The organism is Sphingobacterium spiritivorum (assembly GCF_016725325.1).
In the GTDB taxonomy this organism is placed as follows: Bacteria; Bacteroidota; Bacteroidia; order Sphingobacteriales; family Sphingobacteriaceae; genus Sphingobacterium.
On sequence record NZ_CP068083.1, the window covers coordinates 2,101,385 to 2,128,329 of the forward strand.

At 39.8% G+C, this 26,945-nt stretch carries 25 protein-coding genes; 19 read left to right on the top strand and 6 right to left on the bottom strand.

The annotated features are described in order from the left end of the window. Positions 1-108 precede the first annotated feature (108 nt). The 18 genes from I6J02_RS08625 (at position 109) to groL (ending at position 17,694) form a co-directional block, all read left to right on the top strand. Positions 109-1,635: a sulfatase gene (locus I6J02_RS08625; protein WP_201681319.1), complete on the top strand. Its 1,527-nt coding sequence runs from the start codon at positions 109-111 to the stop codon at positions 1,633-1,635. Further along, positions 1,632-3,149, top strand: coding sequence for a sulfatase family protein (locus I6J02_RS08630; RefSeq protein WP_201681320.1), 1,518 nt, complete (start codon positions 1,632-1,634; stop codon positions 3,147-3,149). The genes I6J02_RS08625 and I6J02_RS08630 overlap by 4 nt, the downstream gene beginning before the upstream one ends. A 48-nt stretch (positions 3,150-3,197) precedes the next feature. Continuing rightward, entirely contained in the window at positions 3,198-4,247 is a 1,050-nt protein-coding gene (gene mutY / locus I6J02_RS08635) for an A/G-specific adenine glycosylase (RefSeq protein WP_201681321.1), read from the top strand. A gap of 24 nt (positions 4,248-4,271) precedes the next feature. Then, positions 4,272-4,724 carry a single-stranded DNA-binding protein gene (locus I6J02_RS08640; RefSeq protein WP_201681322.1) on the top strand — a complete coding sequence of 151 codons (453 nt, stop codon included), beginning with the start codon at positions 4,272-4,274 and terminating at the stop codon, positions 4,722-4,724. A 215-nt stretch (positions 4,725-4,939) separates the two neighbouring features. Next, entirely contained in the window at positions 4,940-5,980 is a 1,041-nt protein-coding gene (gene pheS, locus I6J02_RS08645; protein WP_201681323.1) for a phenylalanine--tRNA ligase subunit alpha, read from the top strand. Further along, complete coding sequence (locus tag I6J02_RS08650) at positions 5,981-6,397, top strand: hypothetical protein (RefSeq protein WP_201681324.1); 417 nt, start codon at positions 5,981-5,983, stop codon at positions 6,395-6,397. It begins immediately after the preceding gene. Positions 6,398-6,403: 6 nt separating this feature from the next. Beyond that, a complete protein-coding gene (locus I6J02_RS08655) occupies positions 6,404-6,979 on the top strand; it encodes a TetR/AcrR family transcriptional regulator (protein ID WP_201681325.1) in 576 nt (191 codons plus the stop codon). 69 nt (positions 6,980-7,048) lie between these two features. Next, entirely contained in the window at positions 7,049-8,458 is a 1,410-nt protein-coding gene (gene rlmD, locus I6J02_RS08660; protein ID WP_201681326.1) for a 23S rRNA (uracil(1939)-C(5))-methyltransferase RlmD, read from the top strand. 4 nt (positions 8,459-8,462) lie between these two features. Then, complete coding sequence (locus I6J02_RS08665; RefSeq protein ID WP_201681327.1) at positions 8,463-8,867, top strand: hypothetical protein; 405 nt, start codon at positions 8,463-8,465, stop codon at positions 8,865-8,867. A 56-nt stretch (positions 8,868-8,923) separates the two neighbouring features. Further along, a complete protein-coding gene (locus tag I6J02_RS08670) occupies positions 8,924-9,688 on the top strand; it encodes a hypothetical protein (protein WP_201681328.1) in 765 nt (254 codons plus the stop codon). Between the two features lie 136 nt (positions 9,689-9,824). Then, positions 9,825-10,517: an OmpA family protein gene (locus I6J02_RS08675; RefSeq protein ID WP_003008800.1), complete on the top strand. Its 693-nt coding sequence runs from the start codon at positions 9,825-9,827 to the stop codon at positions 10,515-10,517. Between the two features lie 156 nt (positions 10,518-10,673). After that, positions 10,674-12,110 carry a tRNA (N6-isopentenyl adenosine(37)-C2)-methylthiotransferase MiaB gene (miaB, locus tag I6J02_RS08680; RefSeq protein ID WP_201681329.1) on the top strand — a complete coding sequence of 479 codons (1,437 nt, stop codon included), beginning with the start codon at positions 10,674-10,676 and terminating at the stop codon, positions 12,108-12,110. Positions 12,111-12,151: 41 nt separating this feature from the next. Then, positions 12,152-13,408 (top strand): sigma 54-interacting transcriptional regulator, encoded by a 1,257-nt coding sequence (locus I6J02_RS08685; RefSeq protein ID WP_201681330.1) that lies wholly within the window; start codon positions 12,152-12,154, stop codon positions 13,406-13,408. Positions 13,409-13,419: 11 nt separating this feature from the next. Then, on the top strand, positions 13,420-13,944 hold the full coding sequence (gene lptE, locus I6J02_RS08690; protein ID WP_201681331.1) for an LptE family protein: 525 nt from the start codon (positions 13,420-13,422) through the stop codon (positions 13,942-13,944). 10 nt (positions 13,945-13,954) lie between these two features. Then, positions 13,955-15,085 carry a hypothetical protein gene (locus tag I6J02_RS08695; RefSeq protein ID WP_201681332.1) on the top strand — a complete coding sequence of 377 codons (1,131 nt, stop codon included), beginning with the start codon at positions 13,955-13,957 and terminating at the stop codon, positions 15,083-15,085. Positions 15,086-15,102: 17 nt separating this feature from the next. Then, positions 15,103-15,462 (top strand): preprotein translocase subunit SecG, encoded by a 360-nt coding sequence (secG, locus tag I6J02_RS08700; protein WP_003008790.1) that lies wholly within the window; start codon positions 15,103-15,105, stop codon positions 15,460-15,462. A gap of 235 nt (positions 15,463-15,697) precedes the next feature. Continuing rightward, a complete protein-coding gene (gene groES, locus I6J02_RS08705) occupies positions 15,698-15,973 on the top strand; it encodes a co-chaperone GroES (protein WP_002997808.1) in 276 nt (91 codons plus the stop codon). Between the two features lie 83 nt (positions 15,974-16,056). Then, positions 16,057-17,694 carry a chaperonin GroEL gene (groL, locus tag I6J02_RS08710; RefSeq protein ID WP_201681333.1) on the top strand — a complete coding sequence of 546 codons (1,638 nt, stop codon included), beginning with the start codon at positions 16,057-16,059 and terminating at the stop codon, positions 17,692-17,694. Positions 17,695-17,766: 72 nt separating this feature from the next. Here groL and I6J02_RS08715 read toward each other — a convergent pair whose 3' ends face one another. The 4 genes from I6J02_RS08715 to I6J02_RS08730 all read right to left on the bottom strand — a co-directional run bounded on the left by I6J02_RS08715 (position 17,767) and on the right by I6J02_RS08730 (position 20,940). Continuing rightward, positions 17,767-18,147: a hypothetical protein gene (locus I6J02_RS08715; RefSeq protein WP_201681334.1), complete on the bottom strand. Its 381-nt coding sequence runs from the start codon at positions 18,145-18,147 to the stop codon at positions 17,767-17,769. A gap of 69 nt (positions 18,148-18,216) precedes the next feature. Continuing rightward, complete coding sequence (locus tag I6J02_RS08720) at positions 18,217-19,977, bottom strand: ATP-binding protein (RefSeq protein ID WP_201681335.1); 1,761 nt, start codon at positions 19,975-19,977, stop codon at positions 18,217-18,219. Positions 19,978-20,012: 35 nt separating this feature from the next. After that, entirely contained in the window at positions 20,013-20,273 is a 261-nt protein-coding gene (locus I6J02_RS08725; RefSeq protein WP_201681336.1) for a DUF2752 domain-containing protein, read from the bottom strand. Between the two features lie 112 nt (positions 20,274-20,385). Next, entirely contained in the window at positions 20,386-20,940 is a 555-nt protein-coding gene (locus I6J02_RS08730) for a CD225/dispanin family protein (RefSeq protein WP_201681337.1), read from the bottom strand. A gap of 93 nt (positions 20,941-21,033) precedes the next feature. On the opposite strand from I6J02_RS08730, the gene I6J02_RS08735 reads away from it, so the two are divergent. Continuing rightward, complete coding sequence (locus I6J02_RS08735; protein ID WP_201681338.1) at positions 21,034-21,831, top strand: zinc-dependent peptidase; 798 nt, start codon at positions 21,034-21,036, stop codon at positions 21,829-21,831. Positions 21,832-21,926: 95 nt separating this feature from the next. Here the strand turns inward: I6J02_RS08735 and I6J02_RS08740 are convergent, their stop codons facing one another. Then, on the bottom strand, positions 21,927-23,498 hold the full coding sequence (locus I6J02_RS08740; protein WP_201681339.1) for a RagB/SusD family nutrient uptake outer membrane protein: 1,572 nt from the start codon (positions 23,496-23,498) through the stop codon (positions 21,927-21,929). A 45-nt stretch (positions 23,499-23,543) separates the two neighbouring features. Further along, positions 23,544-26,528 (bottom strand): SusC/RagA family TonB-linked outer membrane protein, encoded by a 2,985-nt coding sequence (locus I6J02_RS08745; RefSeq protein ID WP_201681340.1) that lies wholly within the window; start codon positions 26,526-26,528, stop codon positions 23,544-23,546. Between the last annotated feature and the right edge of the window lie 417 nt (positions 26,529-26,945).

Genomic DNA, 26,945 nt, shown 5'->3' on the forward strand with positions numbered 1-26,945 from the left:
TAAATCATGAAGAAAACAAACGTTTCCGTAAGCATTTGCGACATTTTATCTGGCTAAAGTTACAGTTTCTGTAATCAAAATTGCATATTTGAAATATAATACCTAACCATGATGAACAGATACCTGCTAATTTGTTTTTTTATTTTGATAAACTGCATCTCAAATGCACAAAATAAACCGAATATTCTGATTATTATTTCAGATGACCATTCCTTTCAGACTATCGGAGCATACGGTTCTGCCATAGCACATACTCCGAATATTGATCGTATCGCAAAAGAAGGAACTATATTTGACAGGGCTTACGTTACAAATTCACTTTGTGGTCCAAGCAGAGCGACATTGCTTACCGGAAAGTACAGCCATAAAAATGGTTTTAAGGATAATGAGAATTCACATTTTGATCATAATCAGTCTACTTTTGTAAAAGATTTACAGGCATCAGGTTATCGCACGGCATGGATTGGTAAACAGCATCTGGGTGCCAAACCACAGGGTTTTGATTATTACAGTATACTGGATGGTCAGGGGCATTATTTTAATCCTGTTTTTATTAATCAGGGTGATAAGCGGGAACAGATAGAAGGATACGTTTCGGATATTGTGACTGAGAAGGCGGAAAAATGGTTAGATACCTTGAGCAAAGATAAACCATTCTGTCTGATACTGGGACATAAAGCTACTCATCGTTCATGGCTGCCCGATCCTAAAGATTTTGGGACTTATGACCAGGCTGAAATTCCGTTGCCGGATAACTTCTATGATCAGTATGATAAAAGAAAAGCAGCAGCTGTCCAGGAAATGAGTATTGCTAAAGATATGCTACTGCCTTATGACCTGAAGATGTACCCTACAAAAGAGGATATGCGAAAAGATTATGACTTTTCTCGTTTCACAGAAAGCCAGTTTGAGAAGTATTACGCATACTATAAGCCTATTCAGGATGATTTCTATGCACGTAAACTTTCCGGCAGACAACTGGAAGAGTGGAAGTATCGGCGTTATATGATAGATTATCTCAATACTGCAGCTTCTCTGGACAGAAATATAGGCGAGGTGCTGGACTATCTTGATACACATGGACTGAAGGATAATACTATTGTAATTTATCTGTCAGATCAGGGATTTTATATGGGAGAACATGGCTGGTTTGATAAGCGTTTTATGTATGAAGAATCTTTCCGTACACCAATGGTTGCACGATATCCGGGAGTAATCAAACCGGGTACACATACAGAAGCCCGGGTAATGAATATTGATATTGCTCCTACTTTATTGGAAATCGCAGGAGTCAGAATACCAAAGGAAATACAAGGAAAATCATTCTATTCTGTACTGAAAGATGCGAGGAAGTCTTTCAGAAAATCCAGCTACTACCATTACTATGAGAACGGTACACATGCTGTATCTCCACACTTTGGAGTCAGTGATGGTAAATACAAACTTATTAGATTCTATAAAAGAGTAGAATCATGGGAATTATATGATCTGGAAAAAGATCCTCATGAAATGAACAATATATACGCAGACAAGTCATCAGATGCGATTATCGGACGTATGAAAAAGAAACTGCTTGCTGAAATCCGGCAGGTAGATGATAAAGAAGCAGAAGCTATTTTTGAACAAAAGCTATGAATGTGAAACAGATATGCAGTTACATCAGTCTGGCCGTTTTCCTGTTTACGTGTCAGCAGGTGCAGGCCCAGGATAAACAAAAACCGAATGTACTGATGATTTACGTCGATGATCTGGGATATGGAGACCTCAGTATCTATGGCGGACAGGACATAGAAACTCCTCATCTGGATAACTTGGCAAAATCAGGAATAAGATTTACAAATGCACATGCTGCAGCATCTACCTGTACGCCATCCCGTTATGCGCTTATGACCGGAAACAATCCTTATCGTGCAAAAGGTACCGGCATCTTACCGGGAGATGCGGCACTTATTATCCCTCAGGACAAGATTACGCTTCCTAAAGTATTTCATCAGCAAGGCTATATTACTGGGATTGTAGGCAAATGGCATCTTGGATTGGGAGAACAGGTCGAAAAAGACTGGAATGGCAAAATCGCACCCGGACCGTTAGAAGTAGGTTATGATTATTCCTTTATCTTCCCGGCGACAGCAGATCGGGTGCCGACAGTTTTTCTGGAGAATCATTATGTACTGGCAGCAGATGCTAAAGATCCCATACAGGTAAACTATCGGCAAAAAATCGGAAATGAACCTACAGGAAGAGAAAATCCGGAATTACTCAAACTCCATGCTTCTCCCGGTCAGGGACATGATAATACTATTGTAAACGGTATAGGACGTATTGGTTGGATGACAGGAGGAAAAGATGCCCGATGGGCGGATGAAGAGCTGACGCTGACATTCTTTGAAAAGGCGAAGGAATTTATCAAAACCAATCAGAAGAAACCATTTTTCTTATGTTACAATGCTACTGAACCCCATGTGCCACGTATGCCGGCCACCTTATTTAAAGGCAAAAGCAAACTTGGACTTCGGGGAGATGCTATTCTCCAGCTGGACTACACTGTTGGTCAATTGGTACAGGAGCTAAAAAACAGCGGTATTTATGAGAACACCATCATTATTTTCACCAGTGACAATGGTCCGGTTTTAGATGATGGATATGCCGATCAGGCAGTAGAGAAATCCGCTAATCATGATGCATTTGGTGGATGGAGAGGAGGCAAATACAGTGCGTTCGAAGCGGGTTCACGTGTGCCTTTTCTGGTGAGCTGGCCTGCAGTTATCAAAGGAGAACAACAATCAGACGCGCTGATCGGGCAAGTAGATTTGCTGGCTTCGTTTGCCGGTCAGTTCGGTATTTCTTATCCTAAAGATCAGGCTGTAGATAGTCAGAACCAATGGAAAGCATTAACAGGACATGACAAGAAAGGACGTGCTTATCTGGTGAAAAGTTCAGGTACTTTTTCCATTATACAGGGAGATTATAAGTACATCAAACCACGAAAGGGAGCTAAAATAGACAAAGCTGTAAATATCGAGCTTGGCAATGACGAGCAGCCGCAGTTATATAATCTGCGTACCGATAAAGCTGAAAAAGATAATATAGCCACCAGGAACATAAATAAAGTGAAAGAACTGGAGCAATTGTTACAATCTCAGCTATAATAATAGTTTGATTTCTGACATTGCAAAAATCTTCCCAACTTTGTACCTATGTCCTTCTCAAAACGATTAATTGCCTGGTATGATCAGCATGGGCGTGATTTGCCCTGGAGACATACACAGGATCCCTATATCATCTGGCTGTCTGAGATCATTTTGCAACAAACCCGTGTAGAACAGGGAATGCCTTATTTTATGCGGTTTTCAGAACAATATCCAACTGTTCAGGATTTCGCATCAGCAGATGAGGATCATATACTCAACCTGTGGCAAGGTTTGGGATATTATTCCCGTGGACGAAATATGCACAAGGCTGCCCGAATGGTTGTTTCTGATTTTGGAGGGATTTTTCCAAAGGCTTATGATGAAGTCATTAAACTTCCGGGAGTAGGAGAATATACTGCAGCCGCAATCTCCTCAATTTCTGCAAATCAGGCAAAAGCAGTATTGGACGGAAATGTTTTCCGTGTATTATCCCGGTATTTTGGGGTTGAAGTCGAAATTAATACCCCAGCAGGGAAGAGAATTTTCACTGAACTGGCAAATGAAATGTTGGATATGGACGATCCGGCACGGTATAATCAGGCTATTATGGATTTCGGAGCCATGCAATGTAAACCAAAATCACCGGTCTGTGGCAGCTGTATCTTTAATCTGGAATGCGTAGCTCTCAAAGAAGATAAAGTACACCTGTTGCCCCTTAAAAAGAAGGGAAAAGGAAGCAGAAACCGGTATTTTCATTATTTTATAATGGAAGAGAATGATCAGATTCTGATGTCCAAAAGAGGTGAAGGTGATGTATGGCAGAATCTGTATGAATTTCCGATGATTGAAACTACAGAACCGCTTTCGGGGCTGGATATTCTGAAAGATGAGCGTATAAAAGAGCATTTTTCGGAAGATCTTTCGCTTGAATTAAAAGGCAATGTAATCAAACACATACTCAGCCACCAGAATATCTACGCTCAATTTTATAAAGTCCACAATCCTTCTGCACTAAAGTTGAAAAAAAAGTCTTGGAATTATGTATTCTTAAAAGATTTAAATAAATTAGCTCAACATAAGTTGATTTTTAGTTTTATAGAAACCAACATTAGCTAATTACTAAACTCCTAAATTAATATCATGTCAGGCATTAACAAAGTTATCTTGGTTGGGCATTTGGGCAAGGACCCTGAAATCCGTTACTTAGAAGGCAACGTCAGCGTTGCCAGTTTCCCGTTGGCAACTTCAGAAACATTCAACAAAGATGGTCGAAAAGTAGAACAAACAGAATGGCACAATATCGTGATGTGGAGGGGCCTGGCCGATGTTGCCGCCAAATATTTGACAAAAGGGCGTCTGGTGTACATTGAAGGGCGTCTCAGAACACGTACCTATGAAGATAAAGAGGGGATTCGCAGATACACTACAGAAGTAGTAGCTGAGAACTTTACTTTATTAGGTCGTAAATCTGATTTTGAACCACCTGCTCAGGCTGCAAATACTGCCGGGGCTACCGATAAGTCAGTAGAAAATAAAGAACAACAGGTCGATTTCAAAGAATTGGATGATGACAACGACGGACTGCCGTTTTAAAAAGAAACAGACTATATAATATTACTAATACAAAGGGTTCTGCCAAAACAGGATCCTTTGTAATTTTTATGTAGGTTACAGCGCTAAACTCATAACGTGTAAATCTTCGCTTGTCCGGATAATATGACAGCCAGGTGTCGGTATTCATAAAACTAATACACAATCAATGCCGATGTCATTTTAACTTTTTTAATTTTTGCTGTATCTTTGGCCTTATGTTGCAAGATAAAATAAAGCAGTATACTGAAGAGATCGAGCAGTTCAATCCGCAGACTTCAGCTGATGTAGAGAATTTCAGATTGAAATTTTTGGTTTCCAAAGGAATAGTCAAGAGTTTATTTGAAGAATTTAAGGCCGCTCCTGCTGAAGAAAAGCGTGTTTTAGGTAAAGTACTTAATGATTTCAAACAACTGGCTGAAGGTAAATATCAGCAGGCACAGGAACAATTTGGTTCCACTGGACAAGTTAGTCAGGCTAAAGCTGAAGGAGATCTTACCCTGCCAGGCGATGGTTTTACATTAGGAGCTCGTCATCCGTTGTCTCTGGTTAGAAAAGAAATTGTTGAAATCTTCAAGAAACTTGGTTTTATCGTTGCGGAAGGCCCTGAGATAGAAGACGACTGGCACAATTTCTCAGCACTGAACTTTCCACCGGAGCATCCGGCAAGGGATATGCAGGATACTTTTTTTATCAAAAAACAAGATGGTAATGATATTGCTCTCCGTACACACACCTCTTCTGTACAGGTGCGTCTGATGGAGGCGGGTACGCCACCGTTCAGAGCCATTATGCCTGGACGTGTGTATCGTAATGAAGCTATATCTGCACGTGCACACTGCTTTTTCCATCAGGTAGAGGGATTGTATGTAGATGAGAATGTATCTTTCGCAGATCTTAAACAAACCCTTTATCATTTCGTACAGGAGCTATATGGAGAAGGGACAAAAGTACGTTTCAGACCTTCTTATTTTCCATTCACAGAGCCATCAGCAGAGATGGATATCTCGTGTACCATTTGTAAAGGTGCCGGTTGCCAGTTATGTAAATATTCCGGCTGGGTAGAAATCCTTGGTTGTGGTATGGTTGATCCTAATGTATTGGAAAACTGTGGTATAGACAGCACTAAATATTCCGGATTTGCATTTGGTATGGGTATAGAGCGTATTACAAATCTGAAATATGAAATCAGAGATTTACGTCTGTTCTCTGAAAATGATGTTCGTTTTCTCAATCAGTTCCAGACAGAAATTATATAAATGAAAGCATTGCTCAGACTTGGTATAATTGCATGTATTACTTTCTCAGTATTCTCCTGTTCTAAGGGGGGCTGTAATGTCGTGCCAAGTGTGAGTGTGCACTATCGCTTTAGTCAGGGAAGCAATCCTAAGCTGTTTGCAGCAGGAGGAGCCGATGTGATTAACGGAATCGGAGTCGCAGGCGTCATCGTATACAATACCGGCAATAATACCTTTATTGCCTATGACCGTTGCAGTACAGTTAATCCGGAGCAGAGAAACAAAGTTGTATTGGATGATAATCCCAATGTTGTCAAAGACCCTGTGAGTGGCGCTAAATGGCTCTTGCTGGATGGTTCTCCGCTGGATATTGCTGAATGTCCGCTGAAACCCTATTATGTGATGAAGCAGGGGGAAACCTATATTATCCAAAATTGATATATAATGGAGCCTGAAAAAATAGTTACATCCATAAAAAAGGCTGCCAGAGAGCTGTTCAGACGATACGGCTATAACAAGACGAGTGTCAACGAATTGGCCAAAATGGCCAATGTTTCCAAGGCTACCGTTTATAAATATTTTGTAAGTAAGGAGCTTATCCTCCACGCAATCCTGATGGATTATATCCGGGATAATGTGAAGGATATTCTTAATAAAAATGTAAATCAGAAAGATCTTTCCACTTTTTTGGCCAATACCATTCTGCGTGTCAGTCGTTTGACTTACACAGTGTGTAATGAGTTTGTCGGATGGGAGTTTATACGGGAATCGGCCAACGCTCAGGAATATCTGAAAACGCTGTCAGAAGATCTTGAATTTTTATTGCTGAGTTCATTTATCCAAAATGAGGCGATTGCCAGTGAAGTTCCTGAAGAGAAGTTAACCTTCCTTATTAAAACCAGTAAAAACGTTGTTTTTTCATTTGCGTTCACAGCAGTTTCCGATGGGGATGTTCGCAAAAATTTTATTTCTTTCCAAAAAGAAATACTCCCATATCTTGTCCAGGCAGCATTGATCTAATCTCCTTCCTGTTATGATCGCACGGAAGGTCTGATTATTTCCGTTAAAAACTGTATTTTTGCGCCTATCATGAGAAGAAGAATTCCACAAGAGAAAAAATTTATTTCGGATATTGCTGTAATTGATATCGCTGAAGAGGGAAAAGGAGTCGGTAAAACCGATGAATTGGTGTTGTTTATTGATAAGGCAATACCCGGAGATGTCGTCGATGTGGAATTGGTTAAGAAGAAGAAAAATTTCGCAGAAGCGAAAGTCGCAACGCTTAAGAAAGCATCCGAATATCGTATAGATCCCTTTTGTGAACACTTCGGTGTATGTGGCGGATGTAAGTGGCAGCATATGGACTATAATGGCCAGTTGAAATTTAAACAACAGACTGTTGATAATGTGCTTGCGCGAATAGGCAAGGTCGATACTTCTATTATGGAGCCCATTTTAGGGTCCGGAGAGACCGAATATTATCGTAATAAACTGGAATATACATTCTCAAATAAAAGATGGCTTACTTCTATAGATGATGCTAATGACGGATTGGAAATGAATGCTTTAGGATTTCATGTTCCCGGACGTTTTGACAAAATTCTCGATATAGACCATTGTTATTTACAGCAGGATCCTTCCAATGCTATACGTAACCAGATACGTGCATTTGCAATAGAAAATCAGATTTCTTTTTATGACCTCCGCGAACATGCGGGAGCATTGCGTAACCTTATTATTCGTACAGCCTCTACAGGAGAGCTGATGGTGATTGTTGTATTTGCTTATCCGGAAGACGGACAGGTCGAGTTACTGATGAATTATGTCAACAGTAATTTCCCGGATATCGACTCCCTGCTGTATATCATCAATCAGAAAAAAAATGATACTATTTTCGATCAGGATATACACATCTTCAAAGGAAGAGATTTTATCTATGAAGAGATGGAAGGATTGAAATATAAAATCGGACCAAAGTCATTTTATCAAACAAATTCACTTCAGGCATACGAATTGTATAAGATTACAAGAGAGTTTGCAGGATTGACAGGAGATGAATTAGTATATGATCTTTATACAGGTGCGGGTACCATCGCTAACTTCGTTGCCAAAACGGCACGTGAAGTGATTGGTGTGGAGTATGTACCGACAGCTATTGAGGATGCTAAAATCAATTCAGCTATCAATCAGATTGGCAATACGAAATTCTATGCCGGCGATATGAAAGATGTCCTTACAGCAGATTTCATTGCAGAACATGGAAAACCGGATGTAGTTATTACAGACCCTCCGCGCGCAGGCATGCATGGAGATGTGGTACAGCGATTGCTGGAAATGGAAGCTGACAAAATTGTATATGTAAGCTGTAATGCGGCTACACAGGCACGTGATCTGGCATTATTAAATGAAAAATATACAGTGGATCGCATCAAGCCTGTTGATATGTTTCCACACACGCAACACGTTGAAAATGTGGTGCTATTAAAATTGAAAAGATAAGCATATGGATTTGGAACAATTATTAAAAAATCAAGCCGGCGGAGACGGACAGAAAGAACAGAAAAGTCCATTGGATAGTCTGAAGGTCGATCTTGATTTTTATGCTGAATCAATCAAAGAAGTGGCTACAGAGATGTTGTCTGAGGGATATACCCTGTTTCCTATTTTTGTGGCACATCAGCATCAGGTGAGTGTGGGAGAGGTGATATTAGATAAGACAGAGTTGAATACCAAATGGAGTATCAATGCCTCTTCTCTGGAAGAATTTGTAGAAAGAGGTTTGATAAAAGAGGATCGGAAAGCTTATTTTGAACGCACATACAAAAAGCCTGAAGATTATATGTGTCTGTTTGTGGTTGTGCCTGAAGGCGCGAATTTTGTATTCTATCCTTATAAAAAGTCAGCATAGACTTTTAGGTATTTTTAACATTTTGATTTATTAAAGTATTATTACTTTTAGCCTGTATGTATAAGTTAACAAAGTATAAGTTTGGATTTTATCTGTTGATTCTTTTCTTTGGATTCAATATTCAGGCATCACACGCCCAGACCATGAGTCAGGTTAGTGGGTTGGTCATGGAGAAAGGAGCCGGTACCAGACTCTCAGATGTTAATGTTACCAATCTGCGTACCCGTAGAGTAAGTATCACAAATAATTTTGGAATATTTAATATAGATGCTTCTGTAGGAGATAGTTTATATTTCTCAAAAATTGGCTATGGATCGGTAAAGACCATTCTGTACTCTAAAGAAGATATTCTGATCGATATGCAGGCTGGTATTAAACTAGAAACAGTGGTTGTCGAACGGATGACCAAGGAAGCGGAGATGAATAATATCATGCGAGATTATGAGAAGAAGGGTATTTACAACGGTGGGAAGAATAAGACAATGACCTATCTGGCAAGTCCTGCAACAGCGCTGTATAATCTTTTTGGCCGGGAAGCGAAAAATGCAAAACGTTTTCAGGGATATATGGACAGAGAGATAGAAGAAGGTAAAGTAGATAGAGTGTTTACGCGGTCTACTGTGACCAATATCACTGCGCTACAGGGAGAAGATCTGGAATCCTTTATGTCTATATACAGGCCATCTCCGGATATGGTACAGCACTGGGGACAATATGATATTATGAATTATGTCAAGAAATCGTTCGAAAAGTTTGAAAAAGATGGACGTCCGAAGCCTGAACGACTTCCGAAATTAGCAATTCCTCCACAGGAGAAATAAAAAAAATATAATGAAAACCTTGTTGATTGCTTATTTGACAAGGTTTTTTTGATTATAAGCGTGGTGCAGAGTGATTTTGGCATATGCTTTGTTTTGATATTATCTACAACACACAGGATTAGAATTAGAAAAAAATATGATTATGAAAGTAAATAAGAAAATAGCTGTTTTTGGGTTGACATTAGCTACCTCTGCAATGTTATTTGGAAGTTGTTCTACTATTCAGAACATGAACAGTACAACTAAAGGTGCCGCTATCGGTACTGCAGGTGGTGGTGCCCTTGGAGCGCTTATCGGAGGAAAGGCTGGTAATACAGCTGTAGGTGCTATTGCCGGTGCGGTAATTGGTGGTGCTGCAGGTGCGTTGATCGGTAAAAAAATGGATAAGCAGGCAGCTGAAATCGAAAATACAGTAGCTGGTGCGGAAGTAATCAAATCTGATGAAGGTATCATCGTTAAATTTGACGAAGGTATTTTATTCGACTTTAATAAATCTGATCTGAAAGCTTCAGCAAAAACAAATATCAGCAAATTAGTAGCTACTTTGAATAAAGAGCCTGATACTAAGATTTTGGTTATCGGCCATACAGATAACGTAGGTTCATTAGCCGCTAATCAGAAAGTTTCTGAAGCTCGTGCAGCAGCAGTAAAAACATATGCCGTTTCACAAGGATTGAACGGTGGCCGTATCAATACAGAAGGTAAGAACTACTCTGAGCCATTGGCAAGTAATGATACAGATGCAGGTCGCGCTGAAAATCGTCGTGTAGAGATTGTTATCGTAGCAGGCGATAAAATGAAACAAGAGGCTATTAATGCAACAAAATAAATAGTACTTTTTAAACTTTTACCGGAAGGGCATTGTCGCGAGGATAATGCCCTTTCTTTTTGGAATGTTAAATTTTAGTCAAAGCTTGTTTATCCTGCCAATATGTCACGTTTTGTGATTTTTTATTCCTAACTTTGTATTCTTTGAATTTTGACAATGATAGATTTATCACATAGCACTAAAGAGCATGACGAATCCCGTCAGGGAGAGGCTTTACAGTTGGAGGCAAGCGCAGATAATAGTAACGGAAGAAAACTTTATATAGAGAGTTACGGCTGTCAGATGAACTTTTCTGACAGTGAAATCGTAGCTTCTATTTTAATGGATAAAGGTTTTGAGACAACGAAGGATTTCAATGAAGCCGATGTTGTATTTATCAATACCTGTTCCATCCGTGAAAATGCCGAAACCCGCGTGCGTAATCGTCTGAAGGAGTTTGAATTTGCTAAATCCAAAAATCCCGGGATGATCGTGGGCGTACTGGGCTGTATGGCGGAACGTTTGAAATCTAAATTCCTCGAAGAAGAAAAACTGGTCGATGTTGTCGTCGGACCGGATGCATACCGTGATCTTCCTAATCTGATCGAACAGGTCGATGACGGGGCAAAAGCTGTCAATGTGTTGCTGTCCAGAGAAGAGACCTATGCTGATATCAATCCGGTACGTCTGAATACCAATGGAATTACTGCTTTTATTTCAATTATGAGAGGCTGTGACAATATGTGTTCTTTTTGTGTCGTACCATTTACACGTGGTCGTGAGCGTAGCAGAGATGTGGATTCCATTATCAAGGAAGCACAGGATCTGTTCAATGCCGGATACAGAGAGGTGACTTTATTAGGGCAAAATGTAGACTCTTATAAATTTACAGCGCCTGTAGCTGAAGGAGAATCTGCTGCTGAACCTGTTAACTTTGCTCAGCTACTGGCTAAGGTAGCAGATGTAAGTCCCTTACTGCGTGTTCGGTTTTCGACGTCTCATCCTAAAGATATTACGGATGAAGTATTACATACAATGGCCAGATATGAAAATATCTGCAACTATATTCACCTTCCTGTACAGTCCGGTAATTCCAGAGTATTGGAATTGATGAACCGTACATATGACAGAGCCTGGTACATTGACCGTGTAGATGCGATTCGTCGTATTCTCCCTGAATGTGGTATTTCTACAGACGTGATCACAGGATTCTGTACAGAGACAGAAGAAGAACATCAGGAAACGCTTTCGATGATGGACTATGTCAAATATGATTATGCCTATATGTTTGCATATTCAGAAAGACCGGGTACACTGGCAGCCAAACGTTATGAAGATGATATTCCGGAAGAAATCAAAAAGCGTCGTTTGACAGAAGTTGTAGCCAAACAGCGTTTGCACAGCCATTACCGCATTGAGAATTTTGTCGGTAAAGTACATAAAATATTGATCGAGGGCTATTCCAAGAGATCAGATAAAGACTTTGCAGGACGTAATGATCAGAATGCAATGGTCGTCTTCCCCGTAGATAATCGTTATAAAGTAGGAGATTATGTCAATGTGCTTGGAGAGTCTTGTACTTCAGCTACATTACTTGGTCGTATCGTAGAGTAAGAGAACAAATTAATCTTCAAATTTCTAAAAGAAATAAAACTGTGGATAATCAGGATATAAAAAACAGATTTGGTATAATTGGCAACTCTCCTTTGCTCAACAGAGCAATTGATGTGGCCAGACAGGTCGCACCCACAGATATTTCCGTATTGATTCAGGGAGAGAGTGGTAGTGGTAAGGAAGTATTTTCGCACATCATACATCAACTGAGTTCCCGCAAGCATGGGCCGTTTATAGCCGTCAACTGTGGTGCTATTCCTGAAGGAACTATTGATTCAGAGCTTTTTGGCCATGAGAAGGGGTCTTTTACAGGTGCACATGAAGCACGTAAAGGATATTTTGAAGTTGTAGACGGTGGTACTATCTTTTTAGATGAGGTAGGCGAATTGCCTTTAGGTACACAGGCACGTTTGTTACGTGTTTTGGAAACCGGAGAATATATCCGCGTCGGATCTTCAAAAGTTCAAAAAACAAATGTACGTGTGGTTGCAGCTACAAATGTGGATATGTTTGAAGCAGTGAAAAAGGGTAAATTCAGAGAAGATCTTTATTATCGTCTGAATACAGTTCCGTTGCGGATTCCTGCATTGCGCGAGCGTAAAGAAGATATTAATCTGCTTTTCAGAAAATTTGTTGTTGATTTTGCTGATAAATACCGTAGTCCGGGTGTACAGCTTACTGATGATGCGCAACAGTCGCTCATGAACTACAGTTGGCCGGGGAATGTGCGTCAGCTAAAGAATATAGCGGAACAGATTGCGGTTTTGGAAAAGGAGCGTATTGTAAATGCGGCTATCCTTCAAAATTATCTGCCCACGGAACATTCTAACCTGCCTGTTTTCGTGCCTCAAAATGCACCAAAAGATGATTTTTCAGAACGTGATATCTTGTATAAAGTATTGTTCGATATGAAAAAGGATATGGTAGATCTTAAGAAACTTGTGGTCGAATTAATCCAGAAAGGGGTTAATCCAAGTACTTTTGATCAGAACTCACCTTATATCAATCAATTGTATCAGGAAGTTCAGCCTGCGGCATCAATGCTGTCAGAGCAGTCCGAATCTTCCTGGACAATCCACAATGCACGTCCGGCTCATTCACCTAATGTGGATTTCAATTCGTATGAAACACAGGATGTGGAAGAAGTGGAAGAGTCTCTGTCATTGACAGAAAAGGAATCTGACCTGATCAAAAAAGCTTTGAAAAAACATAAGGGCAAGCGTAAAGCTGCGGCTCAGGAATTGGGTATTTCAGAGCGGACACTCTATAGAAAAATTAAAGACTTAAATTTAGATTAATACTCGACCCGATGCGTAAGTTAAAGCAAGTCTATCTAAATCTGATAATAACGGCAGCTGTGATGCTGTGTACAGTTTCCAGTTGTGGTGTAAAATACAGTTTTACAGGGGGATCTATTCCTGCAGATATGAAAACAGTCAATGTGCAGTTTTTCGAAAATATTGCACCTATGGTATATGCTACGTTGAGTCAAAACTTTACGGAGGCCCTCAAAACCCGTTTTCGTAATCAGACCAGACTTAGTCAGGTCAATACGGGGGGAGATGCTATCTTCGAAGGATTTATTACAAACTATACGATCACTCCTGCCGCAGTAGAGGCTCGTACGGATATGGCAGCTTTGAACCGGTTGACTATCACCGTCAAAGTGACCTACACGAATCAGAAAAAACCGGAAGATAGTTTCAGTGAGCAGATTTTCACACGTTTCAAAGATTTTTCAGGAACGGTGCAGGCACAGGAAGAAGGGTTGACGAAAGATATTATTGAGATGCTGACGGAAGATATATATAACCGTGCATTTGCGAACTGGTAGCCGATACAATATGGAAAATACAAGTAAGTCTAAGGTTGAAATATTTCATCAGGCACTGACAGATCCCGGACAGCTTCCGGCAGAAGATCTGCAGCGTTTGGTGGAAGAATATCCTTATGCGCAACCTATTCGTTTTGCATATGAGCGTCAGCAGTTTCTGTCAACGGGAATGTTGTCGCAAAACTCATTGGCATTATTGTATGCTCCGAATGCTGCCTGGTTATCCGAATATGTAAGCAGGCAACCTCTGGTCGTGCCGGAGTTGGAAGCAGAACCGGACGGCTATATTGCATTTGAAGATGTAGACCAGCTATCTGCTGAGGTCGAAGAGGAAACAATAAGTACGGAAGACGAATCCTATATGGAGACAGAGGAAGAAGCTGTTCAATCTGAATATACGGAAGAAGAAGTTACAGAAGAAGAGCAGGTGGAAGTTGTAGATGACATAGAAGAAGCCCAGCTTGAAAAGGAGTATTTTCCGGAGTTTCAGTTGTCTGGTGAAGAGATTGTGCCAGATCCACAGGAAGAAACAGTTGAACTTGAGAAGGAATATTTTCCGGAATTTCAGCTGTCCGGTGATGAAATTGTACAGGTGTCTTCAGATGAAGAAGAGAGAGTCAGTCTTTATCATGACGATCTGATGCCTTATAGTTTTCTGTGGTGGTTGCACAAAACGCGATTGGAACATGCCGGTACATACAGACCATTTGCAGAAGTCAAATTACCAAAACCGCAGAAAGGACAGTTTGATCCATCCAAATTAGATGAACATATTCTGGATCAGCAGATCCGTGAACATGTTTTCCGTTCACAATCACCTGAGGCTAAATTGAGCGAAGAAGTAAAACACAAACCCGTGCAACCTCTTCCGAAAAAGCTGGATGATGTGATTGAAAAATTTATTCGCGAAGAGCCGCAGATTAAACCTCCTCAGGCTGATCAGCTGAATATGGAGAATAAGGCCAGAAAAAGTGCCGAGGATCAATTTACGCTTGTCACTGAGACATTAGCGATTATTTATGCAGATCAGGGCTTGTTTCCGAAAGCGATTGAGGTGTATAAAAAATTAATTTTGAAATTCCCGGAAAAAAATGCTTACTTTGCTGGCCGCATTAAAGAATTAGAGCAAAAATTAAACTAAATAAATAATACAAAGAAATGCAAACATTATTAATTGTCTTGATCATATTAACCAGTGTACTGTTGGCACTTATGGTGTTGATTCAAAATCCAAAAGGAGGAGGTCTTTCTTCAGGATTTTCAGGAGGATCAAATTTGATGGGCGTAAAACGTACAGGTGATTTTCTGGAAAAAGGAACATGGACATTGGTCATAGCTTTAATGGTATTTTGTCTGGCTGTCAATATTCTGGGTCCGTCTAAAGGCGGAGCAGCTTCAAAAGGTGGATTAAGTGATCAGATTGAAGCTCCGGCTCAGCAAGGTCCTTTAAATCTGAATCCTGCACAGCAACAGCAGGCACCTGCTGCAGCTCCTGGTAAAACAGATTCTGCAAAGTAAGAGACTTTTAAAGACAACAATATTCAAGCCCTGTTCAACATTGAACAGGGCTTTTTTTATGTCATCATTGGCTGACATCATGACACTGAAAAAAATATCTGTGTCAGAAATTTCACGCTTTTAGTGAAAAATTGACAACAAAACTTTAAAAACGTCCTTTGGCATAATTGATGTTGACTTGTTCCTGTAAACTTTTACATAAACAATCAATTAAAAATAATAGGAGAATAATATTATGGCATTAAACATTAAACCTATCGGAGACAGAGTGGTAATAGAAGCTGCTCCTGCAGAAGAAAAAACAGCATCAGGTATTTATATCCCTGATACGGCAAAAGAAAAACCTCAAAGCGGAACTGTTGTAGCTGTAGGTAGTGGTAAAGTAGACGAGCCTCTAACTGTTAAAGTTGGCGATAAAGTGTTATATGGCAAGTATGCAGGTACAGAGATTACTTACGAAGGAAAAGAATATTTAATTATGCGTGAAGCTGATATTTACGCTGTTCTTTAGTCTTTTAATTTAATAACAACATCAGAGTAACAGAGATAATAAGGCAACATCTTTTTATCTAAATACTAATAATCTAAAATAAAATGGCAAAACAAGTAAAATATAACGTTGAAGCTCGTGACGCACTGAAAAAAGGTGTAGACACATTGGCAAATGCTGTAAAAGTAACATTAGGTCCTAAAGGTCGTAACGTAATTATCGAGAAAAAATTTGGTTCACCTGCAATCACTAAAGATGGTGTGACGGTAGCTAAAGAAATCGAATTGAAAGATGCGTTGGAAAATATGGGCGCACAAATGGTGAAAGAAGTAGCATCTAAAACAGCTGATCAGGCTGGTGATGGTACGACTACAGCTACAGTATTGGCACAGGCTATCATCGCTCCGGGTATTAAATCTGTAGCAGCTGGTGCTAATCCGATGGATCTGAAACGTGGTATTGACAAAGCTGTAGCTACTGTTGTGGCTAACCTGAAATCTCAATCTCAGGTTGTAGGTCAGGACAACAACAAGATCAAACAGGTTGCTACAATCTCAGCAAATAATGACGAAGTAATCGGTTCATTGATCGCTGAAGCAATGGAAAAAGTAGGTAACGACGGTGTTATCACAGTAGAAGAAGCAAAAGGTACTGAAACAGAAGTAAAAACTGTAGAAGGTATGCAATTTGACCGTGGTTACTTATCTCCGTATTTCGTGACTAATTCTGACAAAATGGAAGCAGAATTAGATAACCCTTACATTCTGATCTACGATAAAAAGATCAGCAATATGAAAGAATTGTTACCTGTATTGGAAAAACAAGTACAGACAGGTAAACCATTATTGATCATTGCGGAAGATCTTGACGGAGAAGCATTGGCAACATTAGTTGTTAATAAAATCCGTGGTTCATTGAAAGTTGCAGCCGTTAAAGCTCCTGGATTCGGTGACCGTCGTAAAGCAATGTTAGAAGATATCGCTATCCTTACAGGTGGTACAGTTATCTCTGAAGAAAGAGGATATAAATTAGAGAATGCTGAGCTTTCTTACTTAGGTCAGGCTGAAAAAGTTGTTGTTGATAAAGACAATACTACAGTGATCAATGGTGGCGGAAATGTTGAAGATATCAAAGCCCGTGTAAACCAGATTAAATCTCAGATCGAAACTACTACTTCTGATTACGATCGCGAAAAATTACAGGAACGTCTTGCTAAATTAGCAGGTGGTGTTGCCGTTCTTTACGTAGGTGCTACTACTGAAGTAGAGATGAAAGAGAAAAAAGACCGTGTTGATGATGCTTTACATGCTACTCGTGCAGCAGTAGAAGAAGGTATCGTAGCTGGTGGTGGTGTTGCATTTATTCGTGCAACAGAATCTTTAGTTAACCTGAAAGGTGAAAACGAAGATGAAACTATCGGTATTGAGATCATCAAACGTGCTATCGAGGAGCCTTTGCGTCAGATTTGTAATAATGCAGGTGTAGAAGGTGCTGTAGTCGTACAGAAAGTAAAAGAAGGTACGTCTGATTTTGGTTACAATGCACGTACAGATAAATACGAAAACCTGATCGGTGCAGGTGTTATCGATCCGACTAAGGTTTCACGTGTAGCATTGGAAAATGCAGCTTCTATCGCATCTATGTTATTGACTACAGAATGTGTCCTTGCAGATGAGCCTGAAGAAAATGGTGCTGGCGCAGGTGCCCCTCCAATGGGTGGCGGCATGGGCGGAATGATGTAATATCATACAGCGATATATAAAAAGAGGGTATTGCAGAATTCTGCAATACCCTCTTTTCGTTTATTTTTTTTATTAGTGACGCCCTCTGAATCTGCGGTAATAAATGTCGTAATCTTCCGGAGAATAACTCTTTTTAGTTCCCCACTCCTGTAGTTCGTTATTAAAATAGAATAACCAGTATTCTCTGTAGATGGTTGTCGAATCTATGACAACTTCAGGTTGCCAGGTGTAGTATTCATGAACCTCTAAGACACCATCATTATACTTTTTTGAGGATACAATAGCCCCGGGTTTACCTATTTGTTTGATTACATCCTCTTTCACCATGCCTACATGTATTTTGGTGAAATCAGGTCCAGATCTTCCGGATATCATTTTACAGCTTCCGAGAATAAAAATAGTAAGCAGTATCAAGACTACTCTTAAAAATTTGAAGTTAGATAGTTGAATCATAATGTGTAAATATAATCGATGTTAATATAGAGTATATTTTCTATAAAAAGTTTAATCTTAAAAAAATAATTAAATACTGTTTTTCTTGATTACATCTTTTAAATGATCCATAGTAATAGGTTTAATAATAAAGTCGCTCATACCCATCTGGAGATAGTTGGAACGGTCGATTTCTAAAGCATGGGCCGAACATCCAATGATGACAGGAGCTTCTTCCTGACGTTGGTTGTATAGTTCTAAAATCACTTTGGTAGCCTCTATTCCATTCATCACTGGCATCTGAATATCCATGAGTATAATGTCAAAATGTTCTATTTGAAGCTTTTCTACGGCCTCCAGTCCATTCTCTACAGCATGATAGGAATAGTGCAGCTTTTCCAGCATTTTACAAAGTACCAATTGGTTGATTTTATTATCTTCTACAACAAGAAAGCGTTTTTTTTCCATGAATGATAAATCTGGGTTTTGTTGATATATTTTTAAGGGAATTTGATTTTGGGGGAGTAATACGGGCAACCGGAAAGTAAATGTAGTCCCGACTTCATATTCACTTTCTACTTCAATATGTCCGCCCAGTATATGCAGTAACCTTTGACAGATTGCCAGTCCAAGTCCGATTCCTTTATTGTCCGGAATCTGTGGCTCTTCAATCTGAGAGAACTGATCAAACAGACGGGAAATATTTTCTTTTCTTATGCCTATTCCGGTATCCTTCACTTTGCATTCAAGGACATATTTATCATGGAATAGTAGGTAACTTATATATACCGTAATGTTTCCTTTAAGCGTGAATTTAATAGCATTGCTTAATAAATTTAACAGAATCTGTTTGAAACGGGCTTCATCTGTAATAAATTCAAAAGGAGTGTCTTCCGCAATCTGGATATCCAGCGTTAAATCTTTGCTTTTTAGCATAGGATCAACGACATGCTTCAGAGAGGAAAGGCTTTTATTTAAACTGAAAGAAGTATAATTTATTTCAAATTTATTGGTTTCAATTCTGGAAATATCCAGTAAATCTGTAACCAGATCGGAAAGGATATGGCTACTGGCCTGAAGATTTTCTATAAGTAATTGTTGATTTTGGTCTAGTTTGGTTGTTTTGAGAAGATCTATAGTGCCGATAATGCCGTTAAGAGGAGTTCGTATCTCATGGCTCATCGTCATGATAAATTTTGATTTTGCCTGCGTTGCAGCTTCTGCCACCTCCTTCGATTCAATTAACTCTTTCTGTGAGAGCTTTAGCATCTTTTTCTGAAGGATTAATACCTTCTTCTCATAGTCATAGACTCTTCTGTAAGAGGAGATCATAATTGTGGAAATAACCAGTGTCAGCACAAATGAAAATAACAGATCCATATGTTTTTCCTTCTGGCTGGCATAAGGAACAATATATTGAGGAAAGAAATTATCAATGATCAGACAGAAAAGGGAAACGATCAGAAAGAATATGCCAAACCGTAATCTGTAGGGGTCTGATAAAGAAAGCAGACCTGCCATAAGATAAAATACAAAGAATAGCGGTATGCTGCTGTCTAAGCCGTTATTGAGTCCCCATATGACCGCAAGACATCCTGTTAAATAAGAGAAGTACCAGAACTTAATACGTTCTGTTGCTCTATTCTGGAGTGCCAGCTTCAGAATATACAGATGCAACGATATCACAGTCAGGATCAGAAGATTGATCCCGATTGGAAATACAATATTCAGATTGAAAATAATGTTGCTTAATCCGCTGGCAATAAGGCATATGCTCAATATCGCAAGTTGTTTATTTTCAACGCTGATTTTTCGTGACCTGAAGGTATATTTCCCAAATAAATTCAACATGTTGCAATAGGTTGCATAAGTTTAGAGGTCGTTGATTATAATATATTCCTCAAAATCGTAAAAACAATAATGCTGGCAATGAGCAGGAGCATCGCACGATAACCAAACAGGCGGTTTCGCCATTTGAGCTGTTGTGCTGTAAGAGATGGTCTGGTAATAAAATATAAGTTGAGGAATAAATAGGGAACAGCAAAGAAAAGAAAGGGGTTAAAAGCAAATGCGGCTTTAAAATCGCCATGCAAAATCGCATGAATAGCCCGTTGACTTCCACAGCCGGGACAATCAAAGCCAGTCATACTTTTAATAGGGCACTTTGGAAAAAGAGCGTATTCCTGGGGGTCGTATGTTCTGTAAATATAGATAAATACGCCCCCCAGAATCAAGAGGATAGAAGCCAGTAAATATTTATTAATACGAATAGTCACTGTTAGTGTCCATTGTGGATCCGAAATAGGCCAAACCTCCGAATATTGCAATATACAATATCCAGAATACGACACACCCTATAAGTGAAATCATAATCCATTTTTTAGCACTTGCTGAATCCGCCTGAGCACCGGCTTTATCGCCTCTGTAGAATTTGTTCTCTACCTTGGCAGCATACACAATTGCAGGAATTCCTAATGGCCAGCAGCATAAGACAGTGACAAGAATAGATTCAATAAGGTATGTTTTAGGAGGTAGTTCGAATAAGGAGGATGTAGGTGTAAACGGAGCACCAGTTCCTGCATTATGCTGAAAGGTCGGTTGAGCAGGAGCAGAAGGTATCTGTGGCGGAGTGGAAAGACTCTGACTTTCCTGCTGCAGAAGTTCTGCCAGTTCAGGCAGTTCTCCGGCTTTTTTCCAATCGGTCAATTCGGGAGTCCACACATAGGTGTCTGCAGTTATATTTTTTGTTTTAAGTTCCTCTAAAGAAAAAGGCCCGAAACTGTTAACCCCATCAGTATAATGATATTTTTGCATATGTATTGTGGATCAAATTAATTAAGTGATTGAAGTTATAAAGATTAATTCTACTCTACAAGATTAAATGCGAAAAATAAGTATTTTAGCAGTATGCAGTATAATCCGGTCGTTGTTGTAATTATCATCTTTATAATAGGAATAGTGCTTGTGTACTATGTCATGAAGAATGTGTCAAACAAGAAAAATATTTCTGATAATCAGTCTCTTGGTTTAACTGAAATTCGGGCAGTACTTGAAGATGAAGTCGATTTTTACAAGCAGTTGAATCCGGAAGAGCAACTGAAATTTTGCCACCGTGTATCTTATTTTTTAAACACAACTAGGATTTCTGCCGAGAAAGGAGTGCAGATTGTCAACGCAGATAAGATCCTGGTAGCAGCAAGTGCGACTATTCCTTTGTTTCATTTCGAAAACTGGTCTTACGAAAATCTGGATGAAGTCCTCATCTATCCCGGAACGTTTAGCGAAAAGTTTAATACAGAAGAAGGGGATCGTAATATCCTGGGTATGGTAGGAGACGGAGTATTAGGGAGAAAGATGATATTGTCTTTATCAGCACTTCGTAATGGTTTCCGCTCGGGAAGTGGTGAGAATACAGCGATTCATGAATTTGTTCATCTTATCGATAAAGCGGATGGAGAAACGGATGGTATTCCGGAATACCTTATTCCAAAATCATTGATTCATCCATGGTTGAAAGAGATGCACAAAACCATCAGCATGATTAAAAGAGACAAATCCGATATTCGCGAATATGCAGCAACTAACGAAGCCGAATTTCTGGCTGTAACATCTGAATACTTCTTTCAGAAACCAAAGCTGCTCAAGGAAGATCATCCGGAGCTCTTTGAATTACTTTCTGAGATTTACGAAAAGAAAGATGCATAATTTATTATAGATAGCATATCAACCAAAAACGGGAGAAGTGAATAAAAAATCACTTCTCCCGTTTTTTTGAAATGTTCAGCTTATTTCGTTTCCAGTTAATAGCCTGTATTTTGTTTTAAATTAGGGTTCACCGCAATCTGCTGGCTTGGAATAGGGTAGACCAGTGTCTTCGGATCTGCGTCAGCAGCTTTTTCCTGCCAGGCCAGTAGAAATTTACCAAAACGGATCAGATCCTGTCTCCGCCAGCCTTCCCAATACAATTCTCTGGCACGTTCATCCAGCAAAGCATCTAGAGTCAAAGTCGTAAAAGAACTCACACCTCGTTTGGTCCGTATACTGTTTACCAGATCAAGAGCATCTCCCGGAGCACCAGTGCCACCTCTCAGTATCGCTTCTGCCTGCATCAGCAGTACATCCGAATAGCGATATACAACCCAGTCGTTATTTCTTTGTCCTGTTACCGCATAATCAAATGCATATTTCATAGGGCGGATACCGGCTGTCTCCAGCGTTGCCCCGGAAGTACGTATTGTGACTTCACGGGTAAAGGAAAGTGGCGCATTAGCCGGGTTTCTGGCCATAAGTGGCCGGTTTGTAGTCCAGTTATACTGTTGTCCGGCAAAGAATCCTACATTCTGACGATGATATCCTTTACTCTTATTAGAGGTTGTATCGGCAGGATAATCATAATAAATACCTCTTCTTTCATCAGAATCTGCAAACTTATCGTAATAGTCTGACAAGGTACACCAGCCATTCCATCCTCCCGGATTCATATTATAATGAGCAATCGTGTTCCATGTTCTGTCCACATTTCCTCCTCTTTCTCCGTTTTTGTTAAATAATGTGTAAATATTTTCTGTAGACTTTACATCATTGTCAGGAGCAAAATTGTCAAAATATTTTCCTGCAGCAGATACCGTATAGGCACCAGATGCTGTAATTTCTTTTGCTAAGGTAATAACCTGATTCATATCCTCTGCCGCGAAAGAAGGAGCCTGTCTGTTCAGAAAAGTTCCCTTATTCAGATAGATTTTCATCAGCAAGACTTTAGCTGCATTTTTATTTGCAACATAAGCTTCTCTGGGACCATTTGCAGGAAGACTGTTTATTATTTCATTGAGGTCTTTTACCATATAATCTATAGCTGCCTGTGGCTGCAATACCTCTGGAGGTATCCTGAAGTCTTCGACTGAGGCTCCTTGACGTAATGGAACTACACCATAAAGATCCAGCATATCAAACATAGCCAGAGCACGGATAAACCGGGCTTCTGCAGCCTGTTGTGCACTGGGTTGGTAGCGCAATACATTTCCTGCATTGTAAATCGTCGTGCCAAGACTGACGAAGGTATTGTTCATATAGCCATTGTCTGCATTCCAGGTGTGCAGATGTATAGCACGGTGCATACCATTATCATCCCAGTCACCACCCCGGGTAGGTGCCATAGCCGCATCTGTAGACACTTCCTGCATCACCCAGCGTTGTTCCTGTTGATAGGGTGTATTCAACGAATTGTAAGCGGTAACCAATAAAGCGCCAGGTTCTACATTTGACGTTCCTTCCTCCAGTTCTCCCTTAAACTCTTCATTCAGCTTTGTACAGGAAACTGTACCTGCGACAACTGAACCTGCGATTGTTATATATATTAAAGATCTTAATTTCATCTGTTTGTGTTTTTTAATGATTATCAATTATCAGGTGATACATGTCTAAAGTGAGAAATTGACTCCGAAAAGAATATTTCTCGCCGGCGGATAAGGCAGATACTCAATACCAAGAGACGGAATACCATTGTTTGCCCCGTCTGTATTCACTTCAGGATCGAAACCTGTATACTTCGTTATAATAAAGAGGTTTTGTCCTGTTAAAGAAACATTCAGATTCTTTAATGTTTTACCAATATCACCTACACGATAGCTCAGTGTCAGATTCGCCAATTTCAGGTAATCGCCTTTCTCCAGAAATCTTGTAGAAGGAGCAGATGAATTAGAAGTAGATTCTTTAACGGAAGTATCGAAGAATGCTGATCCGATATTTCTGGAAGACAGGTTACTTAATCCTAATGTTGTCGCTGCAGTATTGTTGAACAGGTAGTGCCCCATAGCTCCATTCAGATTGGCTGCCAGAGAAACTTTCTTGTAAGATACGTTGGTTGAAAGACCTAACAAAGTAGTAGGATTGGGACTGTTTGAATAAAATTTGTTAATAGCAGGGTCATTTGCGCTGCTGATACTTCCATCAAGTCCACGGTACATACTCATACCTGTTTGCGGATCTATTCCCTGATAGTCTGCCAGATACCAGACGTTCAAAGGCTGTCCGTTAACCATTCGTTGTCCTAATACTCCAGAAAAACCTTGTCCTCTCAATGCTCCGGTTTCATAATAACCGACTAAACCGCTTACACTGTTTTTCAGGAAAGTAGCATTTCCGGTAAGGTCCCAGATCCAGTCCTTACTTTTAATGATTGTTCCTGTTAATGAAATTTCGACACCCTTATTTACAATTTCGCCATCCAGATTCACCCATATACGGCCTGTAGGTGCAGGTTGAGCGAGCGTCTGTTCAAATAAAGCATCTGTAGTTTTTTTGTTGAAATAATCAATTGATCCGTAAAGGCGATTCCCCAAAAATCCAAAGTCAATACCCGCATTGAAGGTCGTGGATGTTTCCCATTTTAAATCATCATTGCCGTAATTGGCCTGACTGATACTTTGATTACCAAAAATAAGTCTGTTTAATGAAGCTCCGGAAGGAAACTCCTGGTTCCCGGTTTTACCCCATCCCAATCTTAGTTTCAGTTGATTCAGATTTCCATTTGATTTAAGGAACTCTTCCTCTGCTATATTCCAGGCCAGTGCCAGAGAAGGGAACATAGCATATTTGTTATTCTCCCCAAATTTGGTTGAGCCGTCTCTTCTTACTGTAGCAGTAAATAAATAACGGTTCAGATAATTAACCCCACCACGTGCAAACAAGGATTGTAACTGATTTGTAGGGCTTCTGTATGATGATATTTCTCTCGTTGCAACAGGAGAATATTGCATATAGTCAAAATAATCAAGTCCCATATATCGGAATCCTCCGCCAAAAGATATGTTATTGTTGAAATTATAATCCAGATATTCATAGCCAACTACCGCATTCACATTCCAATCAGAATTAATCTGTTTGTTGTAAGACAGCATATGAGTCATCTGTAAATTGGTCTCTCCGTTATTTGAAATGAAAGCCTGTTCATTATTTACAGCAGAAGGATCAATGAGACCTGCTCTGTACATTCCCTGGCGGTTACCGGTTTGTCGCATGGCACTGTAGATAAACCGGTACTCCAGATCATCCGTGATTTTGTAATATGGAGCAATGTTAACCACCATAGTGTTGGTTACTGCCAGATCTTTAAAAGCTTCAATACTTGTTAAAGGATTACGGGTAGTGGTGCTTACAAAGGTCAGATTTCCCTGATCATCCCTGATCGGCCGTGTTGGGTTCCATTGCAGCGCTTGGGATATTACATTTCCTTCTGAACCTACCATTGCATTGATTGGTGCATATTTATTATCCATTTGGGTAAGAAATACAGAAAAATCGAGTCCCAGTCTTTTGTTTTCCAGGAATCTGAAATTACCGGTGAAGTTTGCTGTATATTTCTTTAGCTGTGATCCTTTTATAATACCATTTTGGTTTAAATAACCACCGGAAAGACGATATTTGCCGTGTTCGGTACCGCCGGATACATCTGCATAATAGTTTTGTGTTACAGCATTTCGTGTAATTGCTTTAAAAGCATCCTCTTCAGCTCCGAAATCTGCATTTGCAACTTCGGAAGGCGTGTAATAGTTTAATGCTTCCCGGAATCTTGCGGCAGTTAACACATCGGGATATTCACGCATGCTCGAAATACCCGTAGAAGCACCTACAGAAACTTCCGGTGATCCTATTTTTCCTTTCTTTGTTGTTATGATAACAACCCCATTCGCACCTCTTGATCCATAGATCGCTGTCGCAGATGCATCTTTAAGAATATCCATACTTGCTATATCGCCCGGATTGAGGTAGGTGAGTGGGTTACCCCGGTCTGATGAAAACCCTCCGCGTCCTTCCGGTAAAGGAGAATTTCCGGACATCGGTACACCATCTAATACAAATAATGGATTATTACTGGCTCTGATGGATGAATTTCCACGGATACGTACCGTCGTGGAACCTCCCGGTTGACCGGTGTTATTGATCACCATTACACCCGGTGTTTTTCCCTGGATTAATTGATCAGGGCTTGTCATCAGACCTTTGTTAAAGTCTTTCGCTCCAATTGTTACCATAGCACCCGTCAGGTCTTTTTTTCGGGCTGTTCCATATCCGATAACCACCACTTCATCCAGACCGTGATCCGAATTTGGCTCCATGGTTATTGTTATATCGTTACCGCTGATCGGCACATCTTTGGTGAGATACCCGATAAAAGAGACCTCAAGAGACTGTGCATCAGCGGGAATTTCTACAGAGAACGCCCCGCTTACACTTGAACTTGTAGCTATTGTGCTCCCTTTAACTTTAATTGTAGCACCTGCAAGAGGATTTGCATTTTCATCTACAACCTTTCCCGTCAGGACTCTTGTCTGAGCAACAACGATAAATGATACGAACAGTAATGACATCGTCATCATGCATTGTACAAGTAGTTTTTTTTTCATACATTTTTTGATTGATGGTTTATTGATACTTATTATCAAGTAATCAGATGATGTATTCTTCCGGATATGAAATCAAGGAAGTATATCGTTCATCTTCGCTTTTTTATAATTGATTGAATACTACTCAGCAGATGTTCCGGTCGGTTAAGAAAAGTACCTTTCACTAACTCACACCTTAAATGTGCATTCGAATTAATACGCTCCTAAGCTATTGATACACAGTCTTGTGTTAGTAGCTGACGGACTGAAAAACAAATGCCCAGATATCTTCCGGTAAAATTTTACGGCAAAGCATACGTTTATATTTGGTTATTATAATTACATAAAAATCAGCAAAGCAATATTGTAACTTCAATCACAGCGTCTCAATTTTATATCATATCGTATCAGTAAAACTATTTTTTGTCCTTTTATTGA

What these genes read in the sequence shown, in the direction of transcription:
- I6J02_RS08735 (WP_201681338.1), top strand. Translation starts at nt 21,034, where the DNA reads ATGCAGTATAATCCGGTCGTTGTTGTAATTATCATCTTTATAATAGGA.
- I6J02_RS08670 (WP_201681328.1), top strand. Translation starts at nt 8,924, where the DNA reads ATGTATAAGTTAACAAAGTATAAGTTTGGATTTTATCTGTTGATTCTT.
- I6J02_RS08725 (WP_201681336.1), bottom strand. Translation starts at nt 20,273, where the DNA reads ATGACTGGCTTTGATTGTCCCGGCTGTGGAAGTCAACGGGCTATTCAT.
- pheS (WP_201681323.1), top strand. Translation starts at nt 4,940, where the DNA reads ATGTTGCAAGATAAAATAAAGCAGTATACTGAAGAGATCGAGCAGTTC.
- rlmD (WP_201681326.1), top strand. Translation starts at nt 7,049, where the DNA reads ATGAGAAGAAGAATTCCACAAGAGAAAAAATTTATTTCGGATATTGCT.
- I6J02_RS08675 (WP_003008800.1), top strand. Translation starts at nt 9,825, where the DNA reads ATGATTATGAAAGTAAATAAGAAAATAGCTGTTTTTGGGTTGACATTA.
- I6J02_RS08665 (WP_201681327.1), top strand. Translation starts at nt 8,463, where the DNA reads ATGGATTTGGAACAATTATTAAAAAATCAAGCCGGCGGAGACGGACAG.
- I6J02_RS08625 (WP_201681319.1), top strand. Translation starts at nt 109, where the DNA reads ATGATGAACAGATACCTGCTAATTTGTTTTTTTATTTTGATAAACTGC.
- miaB (WP_201681329.1), top strand. Translation starts at nt 10,674, where the DNA reads ATGATAGATTTATCACATAGCACTAAAGAGCATGACGAATCCCGTCAG.
- groL (WP_201681333.1), top strand. Translation starts at nt 16,057, where the DNA reads ATGGCAAAACAAGTAAAATATAACGTTGAAGCTCGTGACGCACTGAAA.
- I6J02_RS08630 (WP_201681320.1), top strand. Translation starts at nt 1,632, where the DNA reads ATGAATGTGAAACAGATATGCAGTTACATCAGTCTGGCCGTTTTCCTG.
- I6J02_RS08695 (WP_201681332.1), top strand. Translation starts at nt 13,955, where the DNA reads ATGGAAAATACAAGTAAGTCTAAGGTTGAAATATTTCATCAGGCACTG.
- I6J02_RS08640 (WP_201681322.1), top strand. Translation starts at nt 4,272, where the DNA reads ATGTCAGGCATTAACAAAGTTATCTTGGTTGGGCATTTGGGCAAGGAC.
- I6J02_RS08745 (WP_201681340.1), bottom strand. Translation starts at nt 26,528, where the DNA reads ATGAAAAAAAAACTACTTGTACAATGCATGATGACGATGTCATTACTG.
- lptE (WP_201681331.1), top strand. Translation starts at nt 13,420, where the DNA reads ATGCGTAAGTTAAAGCAAGTCTATCTAAATCTGATAATAACGGCAGCT.
- secG (WP_003008790.1), top strand. Translation starts at nt 15,103, where the DNA reads ATGCAAACATTATTAATTGTCTTGATCATATTAACCAGTGTACTGTTG.
- mutY (WP_201681321.1), top strand. Translation starts at nt 3,198, where the DNA reads ATGTCCTTCTCAAAACGATTAATTGCCTGGTATGATCAGCATGGGCGT.
- I6J02_RS08720 (WP_201681335.1), bottom strand. Translation starts at nt 19,977, where the DNA reads ATGTTGAATTTATTTGGGAAATATACCTTCAGGTCACGAAAAATCAGC.
- I6J02_RS08740 (WP_201681339.1), bottom strand. Translation starts at nt 23,498, where the DNA reads ATGAAATTAAGATCTTTAATATATATAACAATCGCAGGTTCAGTTGTC.
- I6J02_RS08655 (WP_201681325.1), top strand. Translation starts at nt 6,404, where the DNA reads ATGGAGCCTGAAAAAATAGTTACATCCATAAAAAAGGCTGCCAGAGAG.
- I6J02_RS08650 (WP_201681324.1), top strand. Translation starts at nt 5,981, where the DNA reads ATGAAAGCATTGCTCAGACTTGGTATAATTGCATGTATTACTTTCTCA.
- groES (WP_002997808.1), top strand. Translation starts at nt 15,698, where the DNA reads ATGGCATTAAACATTAAACCTATCGGAGACAGAGTGGTAATAGAAGCT.
- I6J02_RS08730 (WP_201681337.1), bottom strand. Translation starts at nt 20,940, where the DNA reads ATGCAAAAATATCATTATACTGATGGGGTTAACAGTTTCGGGCCTTTT.
- I6J02_RS08715 (WP_201681334.1), bottom strand. Translation starts at nt 18,147, where the DNA reads ATGATTCAACTATCTAACTTCAAATTTTTAAGAGTAGTCTTGATACTG.